This is a genomic window from Sphingobacterium sp. UBA7855, assembly GCA_002500745.1.
Taxonomy (GTDB): Bacteria; Bacteroidota; Bacteroidia; order Sphingobacteriales; family Sphingobacteriaceae; genus Sphingobacterium.
Window position 1 is genome coordinate 24,884 of sequence record DLST01000020.1, and the last position, 25,040, is coordinate 49,923.

The window sequence follows — 25,040 nt, forward strand, 5'->3', positions numbered from 1 at the left end:
TTTTTGCTCTAAAATAAGACTTTTTGATCGAAAACTCAATTGATTAATCCAGAAATGATATTTATTGTTAATGCAACAACAAATGTATTTAAAGCAAAGGAGAGGAGACCGTGAAAAAGTGCTACCCGGCGTATCTTTTTTGAAGATATCCCCACGTCGGATACTTGAAATGTGCATCCCATAACGAATGAAAAGTATGCAAAATCCAGATAATCAGGCTTCTCGTCGCCAGGAAACTCTAAGCCACCACCGTCGGACCTATTTTCGTAATATAGACGTGCATAATGAAATGTATAGATGGTATGAACTAATATCCATGAAGCCATCATGGCTAGGATGCAAATGACGATAATATACGCATCCTTCAGCTGTTTGTCCTTGCTGGATATAATGATCATCAGGACAGAAACAAAGCAACCTATGGTGACCAAAATGATGAATAAGGAGACAAAAAGCCGGCTTCCATCTTCTTTTTGAGCTTTCTTTGCCATTGTCTCAACCGACATGGTATAAAATGTAAACCAGGATATGGCGGTATAAGATATACAAAACCCCAGCCAGCATAGCAGCAGGTTTAACAGTGGAAGGGATTGGATTGGAGAAATAAAGTAGATCAGTAAAAACATGCCCACTGAAAGCAATGCGCGATCAATGGATTTCATTTGATGTAAGTAGACGTTGATTCTAGCCATGTTAACCAGCTTTAACAATCAAATTGTGCATCAGCTTCAAAAGTCAGTGCATTGCCGTGATTGGACAAGAATAGCAGCATTGCTTGCTCCTCATAGTGACTCGGATTAGAAAAGATAAAATCCAGAACACCATCCCGGTCGATATCCCCAACAAAAAGTGTGGACATAAATACATCATCAAATTGATCGATATGAAATAGGGTCTTTTCTTTGTTTTCTTTGTTTGAAATGTAGCTTAGTTTGTAATTGGTCACCTCATGGAATAATTTCTCGTGACCTTTGTCATCGGTCTGCACCTCGGTGGATTTAATTGTTCCCAATCCCCGCAGGGTAACTTTTTGATTTTTAAACGCATATTCTACCGATTCCTGAGGCCATATTTCGGAATGGGTAACTTTTAAATTTTCTAATGCACCGGCTTGGAGTCCTTCCAACTTTAGGAATAGCAATGAGTTTCTGCGTGATTCAATGCTTCGAATTGGAACGCCAGCACACTCATCATAACCGTCTTTTATCTCATAATCAACTTTTTCCAGGTAATATTTGCCATTTTCTTCATAAAGGTCGTACCAATCCTTATTTAAAACAGCTGTAGGATCTTCCTTTTCCCAAACTCGGTAGCTACGCACAAGCAAAATCTGTCCCTTCTTTGGATCTGCTATTAAGGATTGATTAACTGTACTGCTGTCCGCAACGACTTGGGACAATGTGTCAGTGGCCTTGTCTGTGTCGGTTTTTCCACCGACCTGTTGAGAAGTGGGATTCGTGCATGCTTGGAGGGAAAACAATCCCATTAGAAGTGCTAAGGCATTATAGATATTCATATACGGTGAATTTAGTTTAAATATATAAAATTCACCGTATATAAATCGAGCGATTTTTTAAGCAAGTGCTTCTTTTAACAGTGAAAATGACTTGAGGCATTTTTCATCGTCGAAAATATAGGAAGTAGCGATAATTTCATCTACTTTATGGTCTTTTACAAATTTCTCGATTTGTGGACGTATATTGGTTTTGTCACCAATGAAAGCACATGAAGCCATACTTTTAACAGCTTGCTCGATTGCCGGTATTCCTTTGTAAATTACCTCCGGAGTGGGTTCTGATAATGGTCTTCTTGTATTTGTTACGATACCAGCAAAGAGGTTGAAGAAACTGGTTGCTAAAAACTCTGCTTCTTCGTTGCTATCTGCGGCGATAACATTGACGCACGACATAAAATAAGGTTTTTCCAGCACGTCAGATGGGATGAAATTTTGGTGATAGATCATACTCGCCGAAGCAAATTGCGCAGGTGCAAAATGTGTCGCAAAAGCGTAAGGAAGCCCTAAGCTTGCCGCCAGATAGGCACTGTCGGTACTTGATCCCAAAATGTACAGGGGTATCTCCAAACCTTCACCCGGAAAGGCACGTACTTTTGCATCAAAATTGTCTGCGCTAAAGTAACGTTGCAGATCTTTCACCTCTTGAGGAAATTGAAAAGCGGTATTTAGGTTGTTTCTGCGTAAAGCCATTGCCGTTAACTGGTCTGTACCTGGAGCACGTCCTAAGCCGAGGTCAATACGTCCCGGAAATAAGGTTTCTAAAGTTCCAAACTGCTCTGCAATAACCAAAGGCGCATGATTGGGCAACATTATTCCGCCAGATCCTACACGAATACGGTTTGTGTTTGATGCAATATGTTGTATCAAAAGGGATGTCGCAGAACTGGCGATATATTCCATGTTGTGATGCTCTGCAACCCAAATCCTTTTAAAATCCAGTTGTTCTATATGTTGGGCAATTTTGACCGTACGGGCCAATGCGCTAGCTGTATTTTCTCCTTTTTTTATGGGAGCCAAATCCAATGCTGATAACTCTATTTTATCCATGCATTAAATTTAAGGAGAAGATTTTCGACAATTGTAATGAAAATGTCTATTCTAGCATTCGTTGTGTATGTATGACACTAAATTGATCATTTTGGGTTGTTGTAAAAAATACAAACGAGTCTCCCGCATCCTTAATTTTAAATTTCTTTTTGATCTCCTCTGTTTTGAGGGGGAAATTTTTGGCAATGATTCCCGATTGTAAGGGTTTCTTATTTTTCTTGAAATCGGTAAAGGATTCCACCTGCTTTATCAGGAATGTTTTACCGGGAAAATTTTCGATTTTCTGATCGGAAGTGTAGAGATGTGTATTTTTATGTAATTTTTTAACATTGAAAATTTGGCCAACAATTTTAAAGGCACCAGCTTTGGAAAGTGCAACATCTGGCTCATACAGATAGGACAGGGGTTCACTGTATGCATTAACAACGGCGCGCTCACTTTCATAGGTAAAGGAGATAACTTGTTGCTGTCCTTGAAATAATCTGACAGCATGAACGGTTGCATCACCTTCATAATCTTTTTCTTGTACGAAAACAAGCTCTTTACAATCATTTTGAACCGATATGACATATACATCTTTCACATGTCGCAGTTGTTGCACAGCAGAGGATATATCCAGTAGTGGTGCAAGTTTGCTGATAATGGTAGTGCTGTGCTGAAAAAAATCATCTTGTAATTGAACTAAATTAGGTTCACATTCATCTAATAAAAAGACCTTTTTGTTTTGAACTCTTCGAGAGGGATCTAAATAGATGTAGTCGAATCGTCTGTTTGCGTCATCGAGAATGTAATCCACACCGTTAGCGGCAATGACGTGAAGGTTGTCGGCCTTTAATATAGCCGCATTATGTTTTGAGACGGCTGCCAATTCAGGATTTAATTCACAGGCAGTAACCTGCGCCGCCTGCCTTGAGAAGTAAAAGCTGTCTACACCGAAACCACTGGTGACATCGACTAAGTGCGTTCCCTTATTTATCAGTGTACTTTTAAATAATGCTGTTTTCTCTGAAGAACATTGCTCCAAGTTAAGCTTGGGGGGAAAATAGATTCCCGGCGTATTGGCCCACAGGGGGATTTTTGTACTTGCTCGTTGTTTCCCGTCCAGTTGAGTAGCAAGCTCGGACGGCGATATTCCTTCAAAAGGAGATTTTTTAAGTGCGATTTTAGCAGGAGACTGCTCTGCGTTTCTATCCAGAAACTGCTGAATCTCCTCTTGAAGGATCAGTGTATTCATTTATATTTTCTTTACAAGAAGCTGGCAAGTATAGGTGTCTTTTAGTTCGCTTATCACTTCCTTATCGACCAGAACTCGATCAATGGTCTCCTGGTTGTAATAGCGAATAGTAATCAGTTCAAGTCCAGATTCATATTTGACTTTGAAGCGCTGCTCGAGCTCGTTAATTAAGTCTACCACATTTTTTCCTGTATCGTCTACCGAAACGGTAAAATTGATGGCTGTATTATGCATCATATTTATTTTGATACGGTGCTCATGGAATAGATTGAAAATGTCTCTTAAATTATCTTCCACGATAAAGGAGAAATCCCTTGGCGAGATCGAAATGAAAATTTGGTTCACCTTAAAGATGAAGGACGGAACAGGTAAAGTCTGATTCGTACTCCTGATCATTGTTCCTGGCGAGTCTGGATCGACAAAAGAGCGTACATTCAGTGCAATTTTCTTATTCTGTAAGGGCTTGATGGTTTTCGGATGGATGACCGTTGCACCATAATAGGTAAGCTCTATCGCATCGGTATAAGACAATTCAGGAATGAGTTCAGTCTTTTCAAACCATTTGGGATCGGCATTGAGTACACCCGGTACATCTTTCCAGATCGTTACGTTTTCGGCATTTAAACAGGATGCAAATATCGCTGCAGAATAGTCAGACCCTTCACGGCCTAAGGTAGTTGTGAAATTTTCAGAAGTAGAACCCAAAAATCCTTGTGTGATGACAATGTATTCGTCGAGAATAGCTGGAAGATCTGTGCGAATTTTTTCTTCCGTTTTGTTCCAATCGACGACACCCTCACGATAGGTGTTGTCCGTAAATATATAATCCCGCGCATCAATCCATCGTACCTTTTCACCAATAAAGGCGACATAAGCTGCCACAATCTTGGTGGAAATAAGTTCGCCCATCGATACAATTTGATCGAACAGATAGTCGTATGAATCTTGAGGCTCCTCCTCTAAAATCCACTCGATCTCGACAAAACAGTTTGCAACTTCATCAAATATAGGGTGTTCACCTTCAGGAAATAATTCTTGAAGGATACGAAAGTGAAATTGTTTGGCCTCATCCAGCGTCTGAAGTTGGTTTCCCGTGTTATTAACATATTCTTTGGTCAATCTTTCGAGAAGGTTAGTCATCTTTCCCATAGCGGATATGACAACGAGCAAGGCGTCGCCTTTGTATTTCGAGATAATCCGTGCTGAGTTTCTGACGCTTTCAGCATCCTTGACGGATGCACCTCCAAATTTAAAAACCTGCATTTATTTATTAGTTTAGTTGATTGCTAATTAATACTATGAATATACTGTAATCCTTTTTCTGAAATCAAATGTCTGAAAGTAGCGTAGGGAATGCGCAATTCAGTAATCCCTTCAGCATAGGATTTGATTTCATACACATTGTAATGAAATAGGATGTCGTCTTTTTCGATCGTGAAATTATCTGCGAGCGAAAACTTACCATCTTCAAAAAAATACGTTCCATTTAATAGATCATCGCTACTTAGCCCTTCTTGTGTGCGGAAATATTGCTCAGCGATTTTGATAAACTTATCTTTATGCTGTGTTTGAATAATGTCGTCAATTACAATCTGTTTGTTTGACTGCCTATCGAAGTTTGCATAAAGGGTAAAGTGGTCACCATGCGCACCGCCCGTGTACTCTTCCTGTTGGGCCCTTATTCCCAGAAAAACTGGCGTATTGGCGATCACATCCACCTGTAGCTCCCGGTTCCAGGTTGCTGTAGACTTACCGTTATTATCGTCCACATATTCATTGTAAGCGTTGATAAAACGATGGGCAGCCTCCTGCATACTGGTATCGCCTTCGAGATGAACAATATTGGTAATCAGATCATTGATCTTATCTTCATCAAAAACAGGGTATTTTGCGCGAAAATAGGTCGTGTCTAGTCGATTTTCTTCCTTAAGAAAATAATTGCTATGCTCGTCTATGCTTTTTCTACTATAGGAGAGTGTATCTGTATGTTGAACAACATTGGCAGGTACACTTTGTCCATTGCAAGCATAAAACAGATAGCTGATAACCAATATTTTTAAGGAAAACTGAAACCGCATTAAAATGATAATATCTGTTATTTAATAAGTAATTGATACATTGAGCCATCCCGCATCAAAGTCCGCTTTATATTTTTCATAAAACTTAATGGCCGGTTCATTCCAGTCCAAGACTTGCCATACCATGCCATGATAACCGCACTGTTTGCCGTAGGCCAGCGTTTTATCAAACAGTAGTTTTCCAATTCCTGATCCACGCATATTTTCTGTCACGATCAGATCTTCCAAATAGAGCCTTCGGCCTTTCCAGGTTGAATATCTGGTATAATATAATGAAATGCCGACAATTTCGTCTGCTACTTCTGCGACAAATGCCCCCCAAACAGGTGATTTTCCAAATCCTGCGTCTTCAAATTCCGAAAGTGAGACCGTAACCTCATCGGGTGCTTTTTCGAAAATTGCCAGTTCATTAATCAATTCGAGCATCCGTGGGCAGTCAGTTTTAACAGCTTGTCTTATAATTGGTTTAGTCATTGTTTTTAAAGTGTTTGATTACTCGTTTTCCAAAGATTGTACTTCCTATACGCACCATTGTTGAACCTTCTTCTATAGCCAATTTATAGTCGGAGGACATGCCCATGGAAAGAATGCTGAAATGTTCATCTTTTCTGTAAAAACTTGCTTTGATCCCATCAAACAACATTTTAAGCTCATAGAATTCAGCTTTTATTACTTTCTGGTTATCTGTATTTGAGGCTATTCCCATCAAACCGCAAATACGGATGTTCTTCAATTCGAGAAATTCATCGTCGCGGAGCAGTTCGATAAGTTCAGCATGGTCAAAACCAAATTTGGTGTCTTCCTCAGCAATATAAACTTGTAAAAGACAGTCTATGGTGCGTTTTGATTTTTGGGCATGTTTATTTATTTCCTTCAGTAATTTGAGCGAATCAACAGATGCAATTAGACTGATGAAAGGAGCAATATATTTGACCTTATTCGTTTGAAGGTGGCCAATCATATGCCATTGAATATCTTTGGGTAAAAGCTCCGCTTTCTCAACTAACTCTTGAACGTGGTTTTCGCCAAAAATACGTTGACCTGCCTCATAGGCTTCCATGATATCTGAGTTGGATTTTGTCTTCGATACAGCCACAAGTTGTACGCCGACAGCTTCAGTCTCCAATCTTAACGCTTCTAAATTACTAGCAATACTCATTTCCGATATAGTTTTGATGATGTAAAAAGTGCCAAATGTCGGTGCTTTTTGTAAATTTGTACAAAACTACGAAATGCTACGATTAATACTGAATCTACTTGCAGTCATTTTTTTATTTGGTGCCTGTGTACGTACAGGGGACAAAGATATTATCTCCGAAAGTAAGTTTGTGGATGCACTGACCGAAATTCAATTGACAGATTCATACCTCAATATTTTACCCATTGACAGTGCGCGCAAAGTCATGTTGCCTCTGTACCAAGTTACCTTCGATAAATATGGTTTGGATTCCGTTTCTTTTAAAAAGAATTTAGACTATTATGGAAAGGATGCAGAAGTCATGTCTGCTATTTATAAAAAAGTGGAAGAAAATCTAACGAAAGAAAATAAGTTTTATGCAGACATCGATAGGAAAAAGCAAGATTCTATCCGTAGCAGAGACTCGATTGTTAATGTACGTATTCAGGATAGTACCAATCGGGTTATGCGTGCGCAACAAGCTTATCAGGAAAGAATTGCCGCACTTATTCATTATACGCCAAATACAACAAAATTGAGTTTTAGAGAAGCCGCTTCATCTTTTAATCGCTATTTCCAAATGAAAACCGGTATCAGTGTAGATGGTTATCTTATGAATCAATTATCTGTAGGTATCCCAGCTTTACCAGTTGATGCGTCTTCGGGTGTAGGGAGCAGCCCGGGTAAGGATACTGTAATAACACCGAAGGAGGTTCCACTTCGGAAGTTACCAAAAGCAGAACTGGAAAGCGGACCAGTTCTCAGCCCGCCGAGGCAAATGAAGCCTCCGGTGAAACTTTAATTATTCAACGAATATGATTTCTATGGTATATCCATTAAATGCAATAGATAAGCTCGGATTCTCCGAGATAAAAGATAAAATAAGACAAAAATGCTTAAGCGAATCGGGTAGGGATTTGGTGGATAAAATTCAACCACAGACCCGTTTTGATCAGATTGATCGATTTTTAAGACAGACCAGTGAGTTTAAAGACCTTTTGGTGAACGACAGTGCATTTCCTGTTGAGAATTTTTTTCCACTTCGGTCCATTATTGAAAAAGCTCGGGTAGAGGGAGCTTTTTTGCTTGAAGAGGAATTCTTTAAAGTATTACTTTCATTAAAGACTGTCTACGCTATCATCCGTTATTTTAACGAACGTGAGGGGCTTTATCCCAATCTTGAGATTCTCTTTGAACATTTACCGATAGAGAAGGGCATCATTCGTGATATCGAAATGGTGATCGATGAGCGCGGAAAGCTCAAAAATAATGCTTCGCGACTGCTGTTGGAGATTACTCAACAGATTCAAAAGGCTGAGCAAGAAGCTTTAAAGCGCATTAACAGCATCTTTAAAAGTGCGCAGGATAGTGGATGGACCGCCGATGGTAATCTTACCATACGCGATGGAAGGCTTTGTATTCCCGTCTTAGCAGAGAATAAACGAAAGCTTAAAGGTTTGATTCATGATGAATCTGCTACGGGTCAAACGGCTTATATAGAGCCTGAAGAAGTCTTTCAGCTCAACAATAAAATTAGGGATTTAGAATTTGAACGTCGACGAGAGGTTATTCGTATCCTAGTGGAACTGACGGATAAAGTTCGTCCGCACCTCCCGTTGTTGCTTTCTTATCATGGATTACTGACAAAAGTAGATTTTGTACGTGCAAAGGCACTTTTTGCTTTGGACATTGAGGCTGAGATGCCCGAATTGTCTAAAGAAGTGGAGATTAATTTGGTCAATGGAAGACATCCACTTTTATTATTAAATCAACATCATACTGTTGTGCCGCTGAATATACAAATTGACAATATTCAGCGTGTTATTGTTGTTTCGGGGCCAAATGCAGGGGGTAAATCTGTCTGCATGAAGACGGTAGGCCTACTGCAGATCATGGTGCAATCTGGGCTATTAATTCCCGCAGACCCAACGACGAAGGTCGGTGTTTTTAAGCAAATATTTGCAGATATAGGTGATGATCAATCGATAGAGAGTGATTTAAGTACCTATAGTGCGCATCTCTCTAAGATGAAATATTTTACGGAATTTGCCAATGGGCGTACCTTGGTTTTAATCGATGAGTTTGGAACCGGTACCGATCCTTTGTTTGGTGGGCCTATCGCTGAAGCTGTGTTAGAATCGCTCAATAAAAAGCAGATTAGAGGAGTAGTGACAACACACTATAGTAATCTGAAAGTATTTGCGAGCAATTCGCCCGGTTTAGAGAATGCTTCGATGTTATTTGATAATCGAGAAATGAAGCCAATGTATATTCTTCAGATCGGTAAACCGGGGAGTTCGTATGCCTTTGAAATTGCTCAAAAAATTGGCTTAGGTAAGGAAATATTAGCGTCTGCGAAAAGCAAAATTGGTGTGGAGCAAAAGAAAGTTGACAACCTTTTGATTGATCTCGAAAGAGAGAAGAAAGAGGTGTTTGACACCAAAGTTGCGATAATTAAGCGGGAGAAAGAACTGGAGACCATCAAATCCGAATACCTGGAACTGCAAACCTATCTAGAAGAAAATAAAAAAGTCATTCTGAAGAAGGCTAAGGAAGAAGCGCAACAGATTATAAAGAATTCAAATAAACTCATTGAGAATACGGTTGCTCAAATTAAATCGGTCAAAGCAGATAAAGAAAAGACCCGTGAATTGCGCAATAATTTAGATCAGGCACTCCAGGCCGTACTGCCTAAAGAACAGAAGCCGGCAAAGCAAGCCATTAAAGAAAACGTTCAGGAATCCACCGAATTAACTGTTGGGGACTGGGTTCAAATTTTAGATAATGGTGCTGAGGCACAGGTGGTAGAAATTGCTAAAAATAATCTTATTCTCGCTATGGGCGAATTGCGTACCGTACAAAAGCGGAAGAATGTGATTAAGCTAGAGGGACGGGAAGGAAAAAAATCTGCAAAAAGTTTATCAAGGTCAACATCGGCAGCTTCGGTGGCGGACTTTAAGCCTGAAATTGATCTGAGGGGTATGCGAACGGAGGATGCGCTTCATGAGCTGGAACGCGTGCTGGATAGGGCGGTCATGATCGGATATCCATCGCTAAAAATCATCCATGGAAAGGGTGACGGAATTTTACGCAAATTTATCCGTGATTATCTCCGCAAATATAGTCATGTTAGTCGTTTTGAGGACGAACATCAAGACCGTGGTGGTGATGGTATCACATACGCTTATTTGTAGACAAAATGAATTGGAGCTCAAAAGGTTGTTATTGTGAGCTCCAATTTTCATTTAAATTTTTATTTAAATGTATGTGGTCGTTTAGCTGGCGTCGAACGGGAGCTTTCGTCCTGTAAATTGAGGTTACATCGTTTCTTTACCACCAAAGGTTATCAGCACCATACCGGAGATAATGACAAACATACCAAGTACCTGCATCCAGGACAGCGGACTTTTAAAATACAGTGCCATGGCTAATTGCACGGTCAAGAAAGTGCCACCAGAGCACAAGGCGATAACAATGGGCTGAGATACATTTTTGAATAACTGTACAAGGAACCAGCTTGCAGAGAGCAGAATAATATTTCCGACAATCAAAGTTGTCCATTTATATTTTGGGTGTAGTCCACCGAGCTTAAATAGGATGGAGGAGATAATCTGGCAGGCCCAAAATGCAGCAAAATATAGATAGTTTAACATAAATTTATTATTCGTATCTGCCGTAAGCACTGTTAAAAGACTGACGCATCAATGCGAATTGATCGATTACACTTTTTAGAAATTCCTCATCAAGCAAATCGAATACACCATTTACACCACCAATAATATCCATTTCCGCAATTTTATAGGATTGTTCCAAATTGCCTTGTTCAAACTTAATGATGAATTTTTGGTTCATCCCAAAAATGGAAATCTTGCAATCAGGATGAGGAAGTTCAGCTATTAGTCTCATGTAAATCTCTTGTTTTTAAATTTGCTATAAAAGTATAAAAAAACGCCCAAATGCAATGCATTTGAGCGCTCAGGATTATGATATGATTAGAAAAAGGCTTTCTAGACGATACCTTGGGCTTTCATGGCATTTGCTACCTTGATAAAGCCACCAATATTGGCACCTTTTAAGTAATTTACAAATTCACTTTCCTTACCATATTTTAAACAGGTTTCGTGGATACTCTCCATAATGGTTTTTAAGCGATTGTCAACCTCTTCGGTACACCATTGTGTACGGATGGAGTTTTGAGACATTTCCAAGCCGCTGACAGCAACACCACCAGCATTCGCTGCCTTACCTGGGGCGAAACTGATTTTTGCATCGAGAAATACTTTAATAGCTTCAGCTGTGGAAGGCATATTAGCGCCTTCGGCTACACAGATACAACCATTTGCTACAAGCATATTGGCGTCTGATTCATCCAATTCATTTTGCGTTGCACAAGGTAATGCGATATCGCATTTAAATTGCCAAGGCTTTTGGCCTGGGAAGAACTGAGCATTCGGGTATTTGGATGGGTATTGATCTAAACTTCTTCCTAATGTCGCTCCGAAGGCCATTTTTTCGGCATCAAAACCATCCGGATCATATAATGTTCCTAAACTGTTTGATACTGTAATCACTTTAGCCCCGAGCTGTAATGCTTTTTCAACCGCGTAGAATGCTACGTTGCCTGCACCAGAAACAGTGGCTACTTTGCCTTTCAATGATTTTCCCTGATGTTTGAAAATACAGTCAACAAAATACAATAAGCCATAACCTGTCGCCTCTGGACGTATATAAGAACCGCCCCAAAACTCACCTTTACCGGTAAGAACTCCAGTAAAGTTATTTTGCAAGCGTTTAAATTGACCGAATAAATAGCCTATTTCACGTCCTCCAACACCAATATCTCCGGCAGGAACATCCGTGTCAGCGCCAATATGACGATAAAGCTCGGTCATGAAACTCTGACAAAAACGCATGATCTCATTATCCGATTTTCCTTTGGGATCAAAATCGGAGCCGCCTTTGCCGCCGCCAATCGGCAACCCGGTCAAACTATTTTTAAATACCTGTTCAAAAGCAAGAAATTTAAGGATACTTTGGTTCACGGAAGGAGCGAAGCGAAGACCGCCTTTATAAGGACCAATAGCACTGTTCATTTGAACACGGTATCCGCGATTTACCTGTACTTGATGGTTATCGTCCAACCAAGTTACCCGGAAAGATATGATACGCTCTGGTTCAGTAAGTCTTTCGAGAATCTTTTGTTCGAAAAACTCGGGATGGTTTTCTGTAATATAAGGAAATAGGTCCTCGGTAACTTCTTTTACAGCTTGTAAGAATTCTGGTTCATTTGGATTTCGTTTCTCAACGATGGAGATAAAGTCGTTATAATTTTTTGACATGTTTTAATTAGTAAAATTTCCCTTTGGCTGGCACTAATTTATGTATTTTTTAACGAACAACCAATATTTGTTAATTATTTACAAATAATAATCTATTTTAATGAAATTTCATACTTTATATTTATCATTTAAAACCGATTATTTATTGCCGAAATGTGTGTGCATTAATGTATTAGCCGTATTTTGTTCGATTTTTATTGGTAACAAGCGGACATGATTCTGTTTAAGTGTAAAATGATTCTGCTTTAGTGTAAAACCTATACTCTTTTCTAGTATAGTTTTGTTTATAATTTATATTATGTTAAATAGAAGTTTTGGCTAGCCTCCTTTTGGGTACGATTTAATAGTATTTTGTAAATCCACTGGTTTTAATAAACACGGCAGCAAATACAAAAGGAACCCAAACATGGTCTGAGTTCCTTAAAAAATATTTAGGTTGAATATTTACGATTAATTGTCTTTGTTAGTCGACAGCTTGGATCATCAATGCCCCGACTGTTAAATTTGTGCGTGGATCAATAACAATGGCTTGAGAATTTGCGGCATTTTCCTGTTGCAAATCAAATACTAGATTCTCAGCTGATTTAATGGCTATTCGACCAATATCATTTAGTTTAATTGGCTCATCATGTATTTTTTCCTGTGTATTGATATCAAATTTATATAACACGTCTACAATCTTAACCTTGGTTAATTTGCTGTGACTTTGAATAAGATAAATCTGATCCGTATCCAAAGGTTTGTTGTCAAACCAGCACAAATTTGCCTGGATATTACGTTCGAATTTCGGTGGGTTTTCCACGCTGGCAATTGTGTCACCACGGCTAATGTCGACATCATCGCTGAGATGGATAATGACCGATTGTCCACTTTCAGCCCGCTGAAGTTGTTGTCCGTTTAATTCGATGGCTTTAACTGTGCTAAAAGTTTCTGCCGGATAAACAATTACCTGGTCACCAACCTTAAGGCCCTCTCCTAGTACGCGGCCTGCATACCCTCTATAGTCATGTAAATCATCGGTTTGTGGCCGCACAACCCATTGGACGGGAAACCTCCAGCTGGCCGCTTCCTGTTCGTGAATTTCAACATTTTCCAGGTAATCCAATAAATATTCGCCTGCATACCAGCGCATTCTTTCGGACTTATGGACAATATTGTCTCCTTTTAATGCTGAAACAGGTATGAAATCAATATCCTTAATTCCGAGATTATTAGCTAACGTTAAATAATCTGCTTTGATCTGCTCGAAAACAGAAGCACTATAATCGACCATATCCATCTTGTTGACACAGACAAGTACTTGCTTCATCGCCAGTAATTTAGCAATAAAGGAATGGCGTTTTGTCTGCTCAATTACGCCTTTACGTGCATCAACTAAAATGATTATAAGGTCGGAATTGGAAGCGCCAGTGACCATGTTTCTGGTGTATTGGATATGTCCTGGAGCGTCGGCTATAATATATTTTCGGTGTTCGGTCTGAAAATACTTATAGGCTACGTCGATTGTTATGCCTTGTTCACGTTCAGCTTTAAGTCCATCCGTTAATATGGCCAAGTCTACTGTCCCATCGTCATTTTTCCGGTTGGCACGTTGTATAGCTTCCAATTGGTCATCCAAAATGGAATTGGTATCGTATAATAACCGGCCTATGAGGGTACTTTTACCATCATCTACAGAACCGGCCGTAATAAATTTCAATATATTCATTGTTGTCAATCTCTGGTAATCGATTTGAAATAGGGTTAAAAGTATCCTTGTTTTTTGCGCTCTTCCATAGCAGCCTCAGATACTTTATCATCCATACGGGCTCCACGTTCACTCACGGTTGATGCTTTGATCTCAGCGATAATGTCGTCCAGTTCAGTAGCCGTTGAATCTACAGCCGCTGTACATGTCATGTCGCCTACAGTTCTGAAACGTACGGATTTGCGTTCTATGACATCGTCTGCATCGATATTTAAGAATGAGGCGGCAGCCATCAATTGACCATTGCGCGTAATGACTTCCCGGTCATGACTGAAATAGATAGACGGCAAGGCTATTTGCTCACGCTTGATATAATTCCAAACATCCAATTCGGTCCAGTTTGAAATGGGAAACACGCGTACATTTTCGCCTTTGTTTATTTTTCCATTAAAGATGCTCCAGAGCTCAGGTCTTTGGCGTTTCGGATCCCATTGTCCAAATTCATCTCGCACGGAGAAGATTCTTTCCTTGGCACGGGCTTTTTCTTCGTCCCGGCGTGCGCCACCTATACAGGCATCAAAACCATGTTTGGAGATTGTGTCGAGTAAGGTAACTGTCTGCAAGGCATTCCGACTTGCATTTTTTCCCTTCTGCTCAACGACTTTGCCTTGATCAATGCTGTCTTGAACATAACCAACAATAAGTTTTTCTCCTATGTCTTCAATCAACGCGTCCCTGAAGGTAATTGTTTCGGGAAAATTGTGACCTGTGTCAATGTGAACCAATGGAAAAGGAAATTTACCGGGTCTAAATGCTTTTTTTGCCAAGTGGACAAGTGTAATGGAGTCCTTGCCTCCAGAGAATAATAGCGCAGGTTTTTCAAATTGTCCGGCGACCTCTCTTAAAATATATATTGCTTCCGCTTCTAAATGATCTAAATAGTCCATTCTCTGAGATAATAAAATTTTATTTAATGAATTTGGGTTTCTACTTGGCTATTTTATGACTTAACAGCGTGCAAACCACATTCTTTTTTACTTTGATCTTCCCACCACCATCGGCCGGCACGGAAATCTTCACCTTCTTGTATCGCACGGGTACAGGGCTGACATCCAATACTTGGAAAACCTTTGTCATGTAATACATTGTATGGAATATAATGCTCCTTACAGTACGTTTTTACCTCTTCAAAAGTCCAGTCAAACAAAGGATGTATTTTGATAATTTGGTTTACCTCATCATATTCGATAAAGTCCATATCGTGTCTATTGACAGACTGATCCGAACGTATACCTGTTATCCAAACTTTCTTTCCGCTGATGGCACGTTGCAGCGGTTCAATTTTTCTGATTCGACAACACTCTTTGCGGTTCTCTACCGATTCATAAAACGAATTTGGACCTTTCTTGCTGATAAAATCTTCCAATAACGAGTTATTAGGACTGTATGCTTTAATCTGCAAGGGATAACGCTCCAGCGTACGGCTCCACAACGAATAGGTTTCTTTAAACAGTCGGCCAGTATCCAATGTGAATAGTTGAATATCCAGGTTATTTTTACCGATCCATTCCGTGATAATCTGATCCTCTATACCAAAAGAGGTTGAGAAAATGACTTCCTTAGGGAACAATGAAGTCACGGTCTGCAGGAGCTCTACTCCTTTTTTATCTCCAATAATTTCTTTGAGTTCCTTAACGTTCATGACCTAATATATCTTTTGTATGTTCGTTCAACTTCTTTACTTTAAATTCGAAATCCCCTTTGAGCTGATCCCGATAAGCGCTCATGAGTGACAATGTTTCGTCTATTTCTTCCGGTAACAGGTCATTTAGCAACTCTTTCAAGCGCTTAGCTATCGTTGGTGACTTTCCGTTTGTGGAAATGGCGATCTTCAGGTTCCCTTTTTTTACAATAGATCCGAGATAGAAATCACACAATTCAGGTTTATCTGCTGCATTAAACAATATATGCTGTTCGGATGTTAAACTTCGGAGTTGGTCATTGAGTTCCATATTATTTGTTGCTGCAATGACGAGCTGTTTGTCCATAATATCTGCTGATGCAAATGGGCGAACGTATAGATCAATCTGCGGATATTTTTTTAGTAACTCCGCAAATTCGGGGATAATTTCCTTGGCTACAATGGTCAGATTTAAAGCGTTGTCATTGGACACCATAGCCTCAAATTTCTCCAGCGCAACTTTTCCTCCGCCGACAAGCAACGTGTGGATCTGATTAAGTTTAACGAATATGGGAAAGAGTTGGTTCATGGTTACAATGCTAATGCTTTTTCTTTAATCTCTTGAAATGAACGGTGTTTTGCGACAACATCACCGATTACGATGATGGCAGGAACACCGACTCTTTTCTCGACAGATTCATCAAGAATATTGTCTATTGTGCCAAGTACAACTTTTTCATTCGGTAACGAGCCGTTTTGAATCAGTGCGATAGGTAGGTTATGTAGATTCCTTTCGCGGTAAATGGCTACGATTTCAGCCAATTTACCATACCCCATCAAAATTACTACAGTCGCTTTGGAATCCGCGGCCAAATAAAGATCCGATGATAACGAGCCGTCTGACTTTGAGCCCGTTATTACCCAAAAGCTTTCACTGATTCCCCGGTAAGTCAATGGAAGTTGTTGTAGTCCGGTAAGCCCAATTGCGGAGGAAATACCCGGCACAACTGCCGTTTCAATACCATATTGTTGTACGTAATCAATTTCTTCTCCACCACGGCCAAAAACAAATGGATCGCCTCCTTTTAGGCGGACAACATGGCCATAGTTTAAAGCGTAATCTACCAAAAGGCGATTAATTTCATCCTGTGATGTAGAAAGTTGTTCTGCTCGTTTTCCAACATATATTTTGATGCATTCAGCCTGTGCATAATCCAGTAATTCTTCATTCACCAAGGCATCGTATAAAATGACATCTGCTTTTTCTATTGCTTTGATCCCCTTTAGGCTGATCAGATCTGGATCACCGGGCCCTGCTCCTACTAATGTTACTTTTGCTTTTATTGACATACCTATTCCCTCCTACACCAATATTGGTTTTAAATTTTTGCGTTGATAGACTTCATTGATAAACTTTGTTGCTTCCTGAAGGTAGTTGATTGCAAAATGCTCCGTTGGTTCATTTTTACTCATCTGTAACACTAATTCCGGAAACGTTTGGCCAAAATTATATTCACCTGTTTCCACGAAATGTGCCTGGAACTCGTTAATGACTATATTTTGTGTGCTTGCGCTAACCCCTTTATCTAATAATAGGGCTTTTGCAGCTTGTACGAAGGCATTATAGGCATGATAAATCGCGTCCGAGAATTTGGATTCTTGAAATGTTTCATTTGCCCATTGTAACTTCTCTTCCGCCTCGTAGATCAACGTGGCAACCAAGTCAATAACGACACCTGCACATTCGCCAACCCCGATTGCCGTTTGGAAAGTTCCTTCATGTCCCCAGTCAACAAATTCGTCCTCAGCAAGATTGGTTAAATCCGATAGTGGTTTTAAAAGATTATAAAAGTAATTTTTACTTTGTCTGTCGTAGTAAGCATGGAAATTTTCATTTGCTTCTGCATTTTTCTTATAATCATTGAGCACCCATTCGACAACATGTAACACTCTTTTCGTCGGTACTTTAATAATACGCTCGGCAACACGCCCTTTACCATTACCAATTGTTCCACCCCCAAGCATAACTTGCGCTGCAGGGACGACTTTGCCCGCCGCTTTGACGGAACTACCATGAAAGCCGATATGTGCCAATCCATGTTGGCCACACGAATTCATACAACCCGAAATTTTGATTTTTAAATCGCGGTTAAAGACAAAATCCTGGTGAAATTCAGCGATATAAGATTCAATAACCCGGGCCATTTCGGTACTGTTTGAGATGCCTAGATTGCAGGTGTCCGTACCAGGGCAGGTTGTGACATCTGCTGTACTATCAAAACCGACCTGGGCTAGATCCAACGATTGAAGTAATTGATAAATATGTGGTAGAGACTTTTGTGTTGCATATTTTAGCAGTAAGCTCTGGTTCTGCGTGATGCGGATATCGTCCGCGACCAAATCCTTCAGACCAGCAACCAACGCGCGCGCTTTGTCTGTACCGATGTCACCCGTGGATACCCGCACATAGACACCATAATATCCTTCTTGTTTTTGTCCGAATGTATTGGTGTTTTTCCAGATCTGGTAATTTAGATCGCTGTCTAGATCAATAATTGATAGCTGGCTGTCGTCCGGTGGTAATGGCTGTTCGATTTTGGTTCGGTCGATCGGATAGCTTTTTACCTTCGTTGCGATCTTTTCGGCTTCAATTAAATTGAGCACTTCTTCTAAGCCTAATTTCTGAATAAGGTATTTGAATCGAGCTTTATTTCGGTTATTTCTTTCGCCATAACGATCAAAAACACGAAGTGTTGCTTCTATATAGGGGATCAGTTCATCTTCGGGTAGAAACTCGTTTGTTACTGATGCTAAGAAAGGCTGAGATCCCAATCCTCCACCCAATAGTACTTTAAAACCCTTGGTTTCCAAACCATTGACAACTTTTAGTTTTGGAATAAAACCAAGATCATGGATATAGGAGAATGCAGTATCTTCATCACTGGCGGAAAAAGACATTTTAAATTTTCGCCCCATTTCCGCACAAACGGGATTGCGCAAAAAATATTCAAAAGTCGCCTGAGCATATGGCGAAACATCAAATGGTTCCTTTGGATCGATGCCCGAAGTTGGAGAAGCGGTGACATTACGGACTGTATTCCCACAAGCCTCCCTTAAAGTAATGTCGTCTTCAGCTAATTTCGCCCAAAGCTCGGGAGTGCGGTCTAGACTGACATAATGGATCTGTATATCTTGGCGTGTTGTAAGGTGTAAATTGCTGCTTGCATATTCATCTGATATAGCTGCAATTTTAAGCAATTGCTTGAAGGTAACCTTTCCAAATGGAAGTTTTATACGAACCATTTGAACTCCAGGTTGTCTTTGTCCATAGACCCCCCTAGCCAAACGCAACGATCTAAATTTCTCGTCGGCAATTTTGCCCTCATGGAACAACCGAATCTTTTTTTCAAGTTCGATAATTTCCTTTTCCACGATAGGGTTTTCTAATTCTGTGCGGAAGCTTTGCATATAACAAATAAAATCTATTGATTTGGTATTCTTTTCTCGATGTCAAATGTAAAAATATTTTTTTAATATTCTATAATATCTACCAAATTAATATATATTTGCCTTATAAAAATTAATATACAAAACCTGTAGACTATTAGGAGTAAAGATGAGAAAGCCTTTTATTGTGCTTATTTTATGTGTTTTAATGATGTTCAGATTGACTTCCTGCGCGCCAAAAGTGAAGAATGGATATACAAAAGAGCATGGTTATGAAGGTAATATTTCGCTATCAGGAGCTTTCGCGCTATATCCGTTAGTTGTAGTATGGAGCGAGGATTTTAAAAAAATACATCCGAATGTTCGCTTCAATATTTCAGCGGGAGGTGCTGGAAAAGGAATCGCCGATGTGCTGACAGGTATGGTTGATATTGGAATGGTATCGAGAGATCTGCATGAGCAGGAAATTAAAAAAGGAGCTGTTCCGATTATTGTGGCAAAAGATGCTGTTATCTGTACCATCAATCCGGCCAACCCGAATTACCCGGCGATTTTAAAGCGTGGTTTGAGTCGCGAAGAGTTGCTGAATATTTTTGTAAATCGAAAGTTTAAGACCTGGAAGGAAATTGATCCTCAGTTTACGGCAGATCCTATCAACGTGTATGTGCGTTCCGATGCCGCTGGCGCAGCGGAGACCTGGGCTAAATTTTTTGATCATAAGCAAGAAGATCTGCAAGGTATTGGGATTTTTGGTGACCCAGGTATTGCGCAGGCTATTAAAGATGATATTCATGGGATTGGGTTCAATAATATTAATTATGTCTACAACCTGAAAACCAACAAGGTTTTTGACCGTATTGCTGTTGTTCCTTTGGATCTGAACAAAAATGGACACGTTGAAGATGATGAGCAGTTCTATGGCACACTACCCCAATTGACCGAGGCTGTAGCCACTGGGAAATATCCCGCTCCGCCTTCAAGAGAGTTAACCTTTGTAACGCGAAATAAGACCGAATCCCTTCTTTTGAAGGAGTTTATTTCTTTTGTGCTTCAGAAAAATGCACAGTCGCAGTTGCTTGAAAATGGCTATGTTCCGTTAAATGAAACACTGATAAAAGAAGAACTTAATAAGTTATAGCATGCTAAATACTCGTCTCGTAAAAGATATCCTCGTCCGGCGGACCACTTTCCTCCTGTTGCTCGTATCACTTTCAGTTGTGGTTATTATAGCAATTGGTTTGACGGTCAAATCAATTCCTTTGTTTGAATACAGTGATATTTTTCAGCTTTTAGCGGGTAAGCTGTGGTCACCGATGAAAGGGTCTTTTGGCTTTTTGCCATTTATAGCCGGTACGCTTGCAGTTACGCTGATTTCTCTTGTTATTGCGATTCCGCTTTGTATATTAACGGCTGTTTACTTGACCGAATATGCTTCGGATGCTTTAAAGAATATGATGCTTCCTTTGGTCAATATCTTAGCTGCAATTCCACCAGTGCTTTATGGTGTCTGGGGTGTGTTGTTTATTGTACCATTGATTCAGTTGTATATTGCGCCAGTTTTTGGTGTTGTAGCCTCCGGGTATTCTGTACTCGCTGGTGGTATCGTCTTAGCTGTGATGATTTTTCCGATCATGATTTCCATTATGGTGGAGGTTCTTCAAACCATTCCTTATGACCTGAAGGCTGCCTCGCTATCTTTGGGAGCAACGAAATGGGATACGATCAAACACGTTATACTCAAAAAAGCCAGACCAGGGATTGTTGCGGCCATCGTGTTGTCTACATCCAGAGCCTTTGGTGAAACGATAGCGGTATTAATGGTCTGTGGAAATGTTGCTAAGGTGCCGACTTCAGTATTTGATGCCGGGTATCCTATCCCCGCCTTAATTGCGAATAATTTTGGTGAAATGATGTCAATCCCACTGTATGAGTCAGCGCTGATGTTCTCAGCACTGCTCTTATTTGTGATCATATTTATTTTTAATTTAATTTCCCGTCTCATATTAAGACGGCTGGAAGGAGGTCAGCGTGGATAATACGAAAAGACGGCTATTGAGCGAAAAGGTGGCAAAAGTTTTTATGCATCTTTCGGGTATAACGGTAACAGCTTCGCTTTTTTTTATAGTCGGCACGATAGTGTATAAGGGACTTCCCTACCTCAATTGGGAAATGGTCAGTCAGCTGCCTAAAGGTGGATTTTACATCGGCAAGGAAGGTGGTATTTTGAATGCGATATTGGGTTCGCTGTACTTGGCAGGTGTTTCAACTGCCCTTTCTGCGCTGATCGGGATTCCGATCTCGTTATATCTGAATATCTATTTGGGCGCGCAATCCAAGATAACACAGTTTTCCAAATTATTGTTCGATGTATTGTATGGCGTCCCTTCGATTGTGTATGGTGCAGTAGGTTTTGGGATTATGGTCTATTTGGGTATTCGCGCTTCCCTATTAGGTGGTATTATTACAGTAACGCTCCTGACTATTCCAATTGTGGTACGTACTGTGGACGAGTTGATCAAGACCATTCCAGAAGATCTGAAAAATGTTACCCTTTCACTGGGTACCACCCGTTGGGAATTGGCGCAGGTAATGCTTAGAAGCGTTCGTACAGGCTTACTTACCGCTGTTTTACTAGCTTTTGGTCGTGCCATAGGTGATGTGGCGGGAGTTTTATTGACTACTGGTTTTAGCGATAATCTTCCTAAATATATCGATGAGCCGGCGGCAACATTACCGTTATCTATATTTTTTCAGTTAAGTAGTCCTATCCCTGAAGTACAGGGTCGGGCGTATGCTTCAGCTTTAGTTTTAACAATCATTATTTTAATCATTGTCGTATGCACTCATATCCTTCAATCGAAACAAAAGAATCGCCGATAGTAAACCCCTTGATAGATCCGCATATTGAAATAAAGGATCTTAACGTCTATATTGACGGACGTCATATACTGAAAAACATCAACCTTGCGCTGCCCAACAATAGTGTAACTTCTATTATTGGACCGTCGGGATGTGGGAAAACAACGCTTTTAAAAACGCTGAATAGGTTGGTCGACGATACTAAGGGGGTTGAAATAACCGGTTCCGTTCTGGTTAATGGTGAGGATATTTATGGTAAGAACGCCGAAGTAACGCATATCAGGAAGAAGATGGGGTTGCTTTCACAGAAACCTTATCCATTGCCCATGTCCATTTACGATAATGTCGCCTATGGTCCACGAATACATGGCACCCGAAGTAAGAAAGAGCTCGATAAGATTGTTGAAACGCAATTACGTAATGTGGCTTTATGGGATGAGGTCAGGGATCGGTTGAATCACTCTGCTAGCGGATTGTCCATTGGTCAGCAGCAAAGGCTCTGTTTGGCGAGAGGATTAGCTGTGGAACCTGAAATTATCCTTGGGGATGAATCAACATCTGCTTTGGATCCATTGTCGACTGCTAAAATTGAGGAGTTATTGATCGAACTGAAGAAAGATTATACCATCGTATTGGTAACGCATATATTGCGACAGGCGCGGCGGGTATCTGATTATATCTTGTTTGTTTATGGCGGAGAAATTCTTGAATTTGGACCAACGGAACAAGTTTTATTGAATCCGCAAAATGAAATTACAAAACAGTACGTAAAAGGATTTATTTCCTGAGTGTAGCAAATATATTAGCAGGATGAATGATGCGGGATCGTTCTAATTAAAAGATAAATGATCCCGCATTTTATTTTGCCACAGTATCAGTTTAACTATAAATCCTTATTTTAGCTGAAAAAGATCATCTACACCCAATATTTTTTTTGAAGTAAATCCTTCGGCATATTTCGCCTGAATATAGCGTCCAAATTCGCGCGCCCTCGCCGCTGTTGATTGCATGAAATCGGGATTGGAAATATAGGTCTGCGGTTCATCGGGGTTCACATTTTCTCCGGTGTAAAATTGAGTTTTATAGGCGAGCACCGATTTTTCTTTAATAGGATAATAATCCGTTATATCAATGACAACATCAGGTTTGATGTAGTAGTCCTGTACAAATTGGAGTACCAGCCGAGGACGATAAGCATCTTGAGGCACATTATCTGGGCCAAAAGTTTCCACTTTTCTTAAGCCGGCAAGAAAACAGGCTTCGTTAACCATTTGTCCTGCCCTTCCGTGATCTGGATGGCGGTCGGTAATGGCGTTTGTGATCACAATCTCTGGTTGATATTTGCGGATAGCTTTTATGATCGCCATTTTTTCCATTTCGGCATTTTCAAAGAAACCATCTCTCAGTCCAAGATTTTCCCTAACGGTTAATCCTAAAATTTCTGCGGCATCTTTTGCTTCCTGAAATCGGGTCTCTGCTGTGCCGCGGGTGCCGAGCTCACCTTGAGTCAAATCAACAATTCCTACCTTTTTTCCCTCGGCAACATATTTTGCCATCACACCCCCAGCGCCTAGTTCAGCATCATCTGGATGGACAGCAATGACAAGTAGATCTAATTTTAGCATATAAATAATTCTCTGTTTAATTTATCTTCCCTTTTGATAGTAAATCATCCCGTTTCACCGACATGTAGTGTTGGCCGTTTAGAATACGCTATAGGAAGCAGCTGCAAAGGTAAGCAGTTTAAAGATCACTCTTGTAAAAGACGTTCGATATTGTGGCAAATTTTACGTGATAATGGCGAAGTCATCGGATAATAGAAATCTATGACTTCGCCCCTTTTGTTGATGAGGTATTTGTGGAAATTCCAAGAAGGTTTGCTGTTTATACGTCCATTTTCTTGTTTATTGGATAGAAATCGGTAGAGCGGAGAAGTATATTCACCAACAACATGACTGCGTTTAAAAATTGGGAAACTCACCTGCTGATTGATCCGGCAGAATGTTTCGAGCGTACTACCAGTTAATGGTTCCTGATTTCGGAAATTATTTGCCGGAAATGCCAGGATTTCGAAACCTTGGTCTTTGTATTTCTGATACAGTTTTTCGAGCGATTTAAACTGCCTGGTCAATAGACATTGACTGGCGGTATTGACGATGAGCAGCACTTTCCCTTCAAAATCTGCGAGGGACTTTTTTTTACCATTAAACTGAAGCGCATCAAAGTCATATACTGTTTTCATCTGGTTTTCTTTTACTGGGTTACATAACAGGCTGAGGTCTCGATTTTTCGAATTCCCTTATAATATTTTCAATGGCAAAATCCTCTTTGGGGTCATACGTCGACTTTAGGTTGTGGCCAAATATTTTCGCCACTCCCTGGTAGAAAAATGCCGAAATGCCGCCTTTCATTTCCTTTACCATTTCGTAACCGGTATGTCCGGTATACCGATCGATCAATTTAATAAGTATTTTGCCTTGAGAAATCGTCATATTTTTGATTTCTCGATCAAACATCTGTTTGACATCGTTTTCACACTTCTCCATTAGGGCTTTTTGTTCTTTTTTGTCCGCTGTCAAAGCAAGTTCTCTATCGAGTTGATCATATCTTTTTTGCGCATAGATTGCATAAGGTAGAACCTTCAGGACATTTCTTCTAAAGCGGAGGTATTCCCTGCGCGCTTCTTCACTTGACCAAGTCCTTTTGGCGATCACGGTGACCGTTGGTATAGGAAACCACGGTAGTATTTCACCCGTTGGCAATGTTGTCGTCATATAGCTGTTTACGGTCTCCTGCGCTCCTTCTCCATAAAGGGGGAGCGTAAGCGATTGCGACTGTGCCCGGCTGGACAAAGTCCCTGTTAGAAAAAGCAAACAAAACAAAATTGTCTTCATCTGGGCAATTATATAACGCTTTTTAATTTGTCAATGCTATAATATTTTGGTAGATTTATTACAAAATAAGTTAGCTTGAAA

The 25,040-nt window shown here is 40.1% G+C and carries 26 protein-coding genes; 6 read left to right on the top strand and 20 right to left on the bottom strand.

Annotation, left to right across the window (positions count from 1 at the left end):
* Positions 1–35: 35 nt before the first annotated feature.
* Genes B2107_RS19465 through B2107_RS19500 form a run of 8 tightly spaced genes read right to left on the bottom strand, consistent with a single transcriptional unit; the run spans position 36 to position 7,034 of the window.
* Positions 36–692, bottom strand: a complete 657-nt coding sequence (locus tag B2107_RS19465; protein WP_293957398.1) for a DUF1345 domain-containing protein — start codon at positions 690–692, stop codon at positions 36–38.
* Positions 693–703: 11 nt separating this feature from the next.
* Positions 704–1,516: a hypothetical protein gene (locus B2107_RS19470; RefSeq protein WP_293957399.1), complete on the bottom strand. Its 813-nt coding sequence runs from the start codon at positions 1,514–1,516 to the stop codon at positions 704–706.
* Positions 1,517–1,573: 57 nt separating this feature from the next.
* Positions 1,574–2,563, bottom strand: coding sequence for an LLM class flavin-dependent oxidoreductase (locus B2107_RS19475; RefSeq protein ID WP_293957400.1), 990 nt, complete (start codon positions 2,561–2,563; stop codon positions 1,574–1,576).
* A gap of 46 nt (positions 2,564–2,609) precedes the next feature.
* The gene (locus B2107_RS19480; RefSeq protein WP_293957401.1) at positions 2,610–3,797 is read right to left on the bottom strand and encodes a THUMP-like domain-containing protein; all 1,188 of its coding nucleotides are present in this window, start codon (positions 3,795–3,797) and stop codon (positions 2,610–2,612) included.
* Positions 3,798–5,060 carry an aspartate kinase gene (locus tag B2107_RS19485; protein ID WP_293957402.1) on the bottom strand — a complete coding sequence of 421 codons (1,263 nt, stop codon included), beginning with the start codon at positions 5,058–5,060 and terminating at the stop codon, positions 3,798–3,800.
* Positions 5,061–5,083: 23 nt separating this feature from the next.
* Entirely contained in the window at positions 5,084–5,875 is a 792-nt protein-coding gene (locus B2107_RS19490) for a DUF3298 and DUF4163 domain-containing protein (protein WP_293957403.1), read from the bottom strand.
* A gap of 21 nt (positions 5,876–5,896) precedes the next feature.
* Positions 5,897–6,349 carry a GNAT family N-acetyltransferase gene (locus B2107_RS19495; protein WP_293957404.1) on the bottom strand — a complete coding sequence of 151 codons (453 nt, stop codon included), beginning with the start codon at positions 6,347–6,349 and terminating at the stop codon, positions 5,897–5,899.
* Positions 6,342–7,034 (bottom strand): YggS family pyridoxal phosphate-dependent enzyme, encoded by a 693-nt coding sequence (locus tag B2107_RS19500; RefSeq protein WP_293957405.1) that lies wholly within the window; start codon positions 7,032–7,034, stop codon positions 6,342–6,344. Before B2107_RS19500 ends, B2107_RS19495 begins: the two co-directional genes overlap by 8 nt.
* Before the next feature lie 73 nt (positions 7,035–7,107).
* On the opposite strand from B2107_RS19500, the gene B2107_RS19505 reads away from it, so the two are divergent.
* Positions 7,108–7,854, top strand: a complete 747-nt coding sequence (locus B2107_RS19505) for a DUF4296 domain-containing protein (protein ID WP_293957406.1) — start codon at positions 7,108–7,110, stop codon at positions 7,852–7,854.
* Positions 7,855–7,876: 22 nt separating this feature from the next.
* Positions 7,877–10,246 (top strand): endonuclease MutS2, encoded by a 2,370-nt coding sequence (locus B2107_RS19510; protein WP_293957407.1) that lies wholly within the window; start codon positions 7,877–7,879, stop codon positions 10,244–10,246.
* A gap of 123 nt (positions 10,247–10,369) precedes the next feature.
* On the opposite strand, the gene B2107_RS19515 is transcribed toward B2107_RS19510, so the two are convergent.
* The 9 genes from B2107_RS19515 to B2107_RS19555 form a co-directional block, all read right to left on the bottom strand.
* Complete coding sequence (locus B2107_RS19515; protein WP_293957408.1) at positions 10,370–10,705, bottom strand: hypothetical protein; 336 nt, start codon at positions 10,703–10,705, stop codon at positions 10,370–10,372.
* Between the two features lie 7 nt (positions 10,706–10,712).
* Positions 10,713–10,958: a hypothetical protein gene (locus tag B2107_RS19520; RefSeq protein ID WP_293957409.1), complete on the bottom strand. Its 246-nt coding sequence runs from the start codon at positions 10,956–10,958 to the stop codon at positions 10,713–10,715.
* A 101-nt stretch (positions 10,959–11,059) separates the two neighbouring features.
* Positions 11,060–12,391: an NADP-specific glutamate dehydrogenase gene (gdhA, locus tag B2107_RS19525; RefSeq protein ID WP_293957410.1), complete on the bottom strand. Its 1,332-nt coding sequence runs from the start codon at positions 12,389–12,391 to the stop codon at positions 11,060–11,062.
* A gap of 463 nt (positions 12,392–12,854) precedes the next feature.
* Complete coding sequence (locus B2107_RS19530) at positions 12,855–14,099, bottom strand: sulfate adenylyltransferase subunit 1 (RefSeq protein ID WP_293957411.1); 1,245 nt, start codon at positions 14,097–14,099, stop codon at positions 12,855–12,857.
* Positions 14,100–14,134: 35 nt separating this feature from the next.
* Positions 14,135–15,025: a sulfate adenylyltransferase subunit CysD gene (gene cysD, locus B2107_RS19535; RefSeq protein ID WP_293957412.1), complete on the bottom strand. Its 891-nt coding sequence runs from the start codon at positions 15,023–15,025 to the stop codon at positions 14,135–14,137.
* A 53-nt stretch (positions 15,026–15,078) separates the two neighbouring features.
* Positions 15,079–15,780, bottom strand: coding sequence for a phosphoadenylyl-sulfate reductase (locus B2107_RS19540; RefSeq protein ID WP_293957413.1), 702 nt, complete (start codon positions 15,778–15,780; stop codon positions 15,079–15,081).
* On the bottom strand, positions 15,770–16,348 hold the full coding sequence (locus B2107_RS19545; protein WP_293957414.1) for a precorrin-2 dehydrogenase/sirohydrochlorin ferrochelatase family protein: 579 nt from the start codon (positions 16,346–16,348) through the stop codon (positions 15,770–15,772). The genes B2107_RS19540 and B2107_RS19545 overlap by 11 nt, the downstream gene beginning before the upstream one ends.
* Before the next feature lie 2 nt (positions 16,349–16,350).
* Entirely contained in the window at positions 16,351–17,109 is a 759-nt protein-coding gene (cobA, locus tag B2107_RS19550) for a uroporphyrinogen-III C-methyltransferase (protein ID WP_293957415.1), read from the bottom strand.
* Positions 17,110–17,121: 12 nt separating this feature from the next.
* Positions 17,122–19,227: a HEPN domain-containing protein gene (locus B2107_RS19555; RefSeq protein WP_293957416.1), complete on the bottom strand. Its 2,106-nt coding sequence runs from the start codon at positions 19,225–19,227 to the stop codon at positions 17,122–17,124.
* A 148-nt stretch (positions 19,228–19,375) separates the two neighbouring features.
* On the opposite strand from B2107_RS19555, the gene B2107_RS19560 reads away from it, so the two are divergent.
* From B2107_RS19560 to B2107_RS19575, 4 genes are read left to right on the top strand one after another with little or no spacing between them, the layout of a single operon-like run.
* Entirely contained in the window at positions 19,376–20,344 is a 969-nt protein-coding gene (locus tag B2107_RS19560; RefSeq protein ID WP_293957418.1) for a PstS family phosphate ABC transporter substrate-binding protein, read from the top strand.
* A 1-nt stretch (position 20,345) separates the two neighbouring features.
* The gene (gene pstC / locus B2107_RS19565) at positions 20,346–21,242 is read left to right on the top strand and encodes a phosphate ABC transporter permease subunit PstC (protein WP_293957419.1); all 897 of its coding nucleotides are present in this window, start codon (positions 20,346–20,348) and stop codon (positions 21,240–21,242) included.
* Positions 21,235–22,086: a PstA family ABC transporter permease gene (locus B2107_RS19570; protein ID WP_293957421.1), complete on the top strand. Its 852-nt coding sequence runs from the start codon at positions 21,235–21,237 to the stop codon at positions 22,084–22,086. The genes pstC and B2107_RS19570 overlap by 8 nt, the downstream gene beginning before the upstream one ends.
* Positions 22,044–22,853, top strand: coding sequence for a phosphate ABC transporter ATP-binding protein (locus tag B2107_RS19575; protein WP_293957423.1), 810 nt, complete (start codon positions 22,044–22,046; stop codon positions 22,851–22,853). Before B2107_RS19570 ends, B2107_RS19575 begins: the two co-directional genes overlap by 43 nt.
* A gap of 105 nt (positions 22,854–22,958) precedes the next feature.
* On the opposite strand, the gene bshB1 is transcribed toward B2107_RS19575, so the two are convergent.
* The 3 genes from bshB1 to B2107_RS19590 all read right to left on the bottom strand — a co-directional run bounded on the left by bshB1 (position 22,959) and on the right by B2107_RS19590 (position 24,959).
* Positions 22,959–23,690 (bottom strand): bacillithiol biosynthesis deacetylase BshB1, encoded by a 732-nt coding sequence (gene bshB1, locus B2107_RS19580; protein ID WP_293957424.1) that lies wholly within the window; start codon positions 23,688–23,690, stop codon positions 22,959–22,961.
* Positions 23,691–23,815: 125 nt separating this feature from the next.
* On the bottom strand, positions 23,816–24,307 hold the full coding sequence (locus tag B2107_RS19585; RefSeq protein ID WP_293957425.1) for a glutathione peroxidase: 492 nt from the start codon (positions 24,305–24,307) through the stop codon (positions 23,816–23,818).
* Between the two features lie 19 nt (positions 24,308–24,326).
* A complete protein-coding gene (locus B2107_RS19590) occupies positions 24,327–24,959 on the bottom strand; it encodes a DUF4294 domain-containing protein (protein WP_293957426.1) in 633 nt (210 codons plus the stop codon).
* Between the last annotated feature and the right edge of the window lie 81 nt (positions 24,960–25,040).

Bases quoted from the DNA above. Each gene is read 5' to 3' on its own strand.
- cobA (WP_293957415.1), bottom strand. From the start codon at position 17,109: ATGTCAATAAAAGCAAAAGTAACATTAGTAGGAGCAGGGCCCGGTGAT.
- B2107_RS19515 (WP_293957408.1), bottom strand. From the start codon at position 10,705: ATGTTAAACTATCTATATTTTGCTGCATTTTGGGCCTGCCAGATTATC.
- cysD (WP_293957412.1), bottom strand. From the start codon at position 15,025: ATGGACTATTTAGATCATTTAGAAGCGGAAGCAATATATATTTTAAGA.
- B2107_RS19480 (WP_293957401.1), bottom strand. From the start codon at position 3,797: ATGAATACACTGATCCTTCAAGAGGAGATTCAGCAGTTTCTGGATAGA.
- B2107_RS19495 (WP_293957404.1), bottom strand. From the start codon at position 6,349: ATGACTAAACCAATTATAAGACAAGCTGTTAAAACTGACTGCCCACGG.
- B2107_RS19575 (WP_293957423.1), top strand. From the start codon at position 22,044: ATGCACTCATATCCTTCAATCGAAACAAAAGAATCGCCGATAGTAAAC.
- B2107_RS19585 (WP_293957425.1), bottom strand. From the start codon at position 24,307: ATGAAAACAGTATATGACTTTGATGCGCTTCAGTTTAATGGTAAAAAA.
- gdhA (WP_293957410.1), bottom strand. From the start codon at position 12,391: ATGTCAAAAAATTATAACGACTTTATCTCCATCGTTGAGAAACGAAAT.
- B2107_RS19520 (WP_293957409.1), bottom strand. From the start codon at position 10,958: ATGAGACTAATAGCTGAACTTCCTCATCCTGATTGCAAGATTTCCATT.
- B2107_RS19560 (WP_293957418.1), top strand. From the start codon at position 19,376: ATGAGAAAGCCTTTTATTGTGCTTATTTTATGTGTTTTAATGATGTTC.
- B2107_RS19590 (WP_293957426.1), bottom strand. From the start codon at position 24,959: ATGAAGACAATTTTGTTTTGTTTGCTTTTTCTAACAGGGACTTTGTCC.
- B2107_RS19465 (WP_293957398.1), bottom strand. From the start codon at position 692: ATGGCTAGAATCAACGTCTACTTACATCAAATGAAATCCATTGATCGC.
- B2107_RS19490 (WP_293957403.1), bottom strand. From the start codon at position 5,875: ATGCGGTTTCAGTTTTCCTTAAAAATATTGGTTATCAGCTATCTGTTT.
- B2107_RS19510 (WP_293957407.1), top strand. From the start codon at position 7,877: ATGGTATATCCATTAAATGCAATAGATAAGCTCGGATTCTCCGAGATA.
- B2107_RS19470 (WP_293957399.1), bottom strand. From the start codon at position 1,516: ATGAATATCTATAATGCCTTAGCACTTCTAATGGGATTGTTTTCCCTC.
- B2107_RS19545 (WP_293957414.1), bottom strand. From the start codon at position 16,348: ATGAACCAACTCTTTCCCATATTCGTTAAACTTAATCAGATCCACACG.
- B2107_RS19540 (WP_293957413.1), bottom strand. From the start codon at position 15,780: ATGAACGTTAAGGAACTCAAAGAAATTATTGGAGATAAAAAAGGAGTA.
- pstC (WP_293957419.1), top strand. From the start codon at position 20,346: ATGCTAAATACTCGTCTCGTAAAAGATATCCTCGTCCGGCGGACCACT.
- B2107_RS19475 (WP_293957400.1), bottom strand. From the start codon at position 2,563: ATGGATAAAATAGAGTTATCAGCATTGGATTTGGCTCCCATAAAAAAA.
- B2107_RS19500 (WP_293957405.1), bottom strand. From the start codon at position 7,034: ATGAGTATTGCTAGTAATTTAGAAGCGTTAAGATTGGAGACTGAAGCT.
- B2107_RS19555 (WP_293957416.1), bottom strand. From the start codon at position 19,227: ATGCAAAGCTTCCGCACAGAATTAGAAAACCCTATCGTGGAAAAGGAA.
- B2107_RS19505 (WP_293957406.1), top strand. From the start codon at position 7,108: ATGCTACGATTAATACTGAATCTACTTGCAGTCATTTTTTTATTTGGT.
- B2107_RS19485 (WP_293957402.1), bottom strand. From the start codon at position 5,060: ATGCAGGTTTTTAAATTTGGAGGTGCATCCGTCAAGGATGCTGAAAGC.
- B2107_RS19530 (WP_293957411.1), bottom strand. From the start codon at position 14,099: ATGAATATATTGAAATTTATTACGGCCGGTTCTGTAGATGATGGTAAA.
- bshB1 (WP_293957424.1), bottom strand. From the start codon at position 23,690: ATGCTAAAATTAGATCTACTTGTCATTGCTGTCCATCCAGATGATGCT.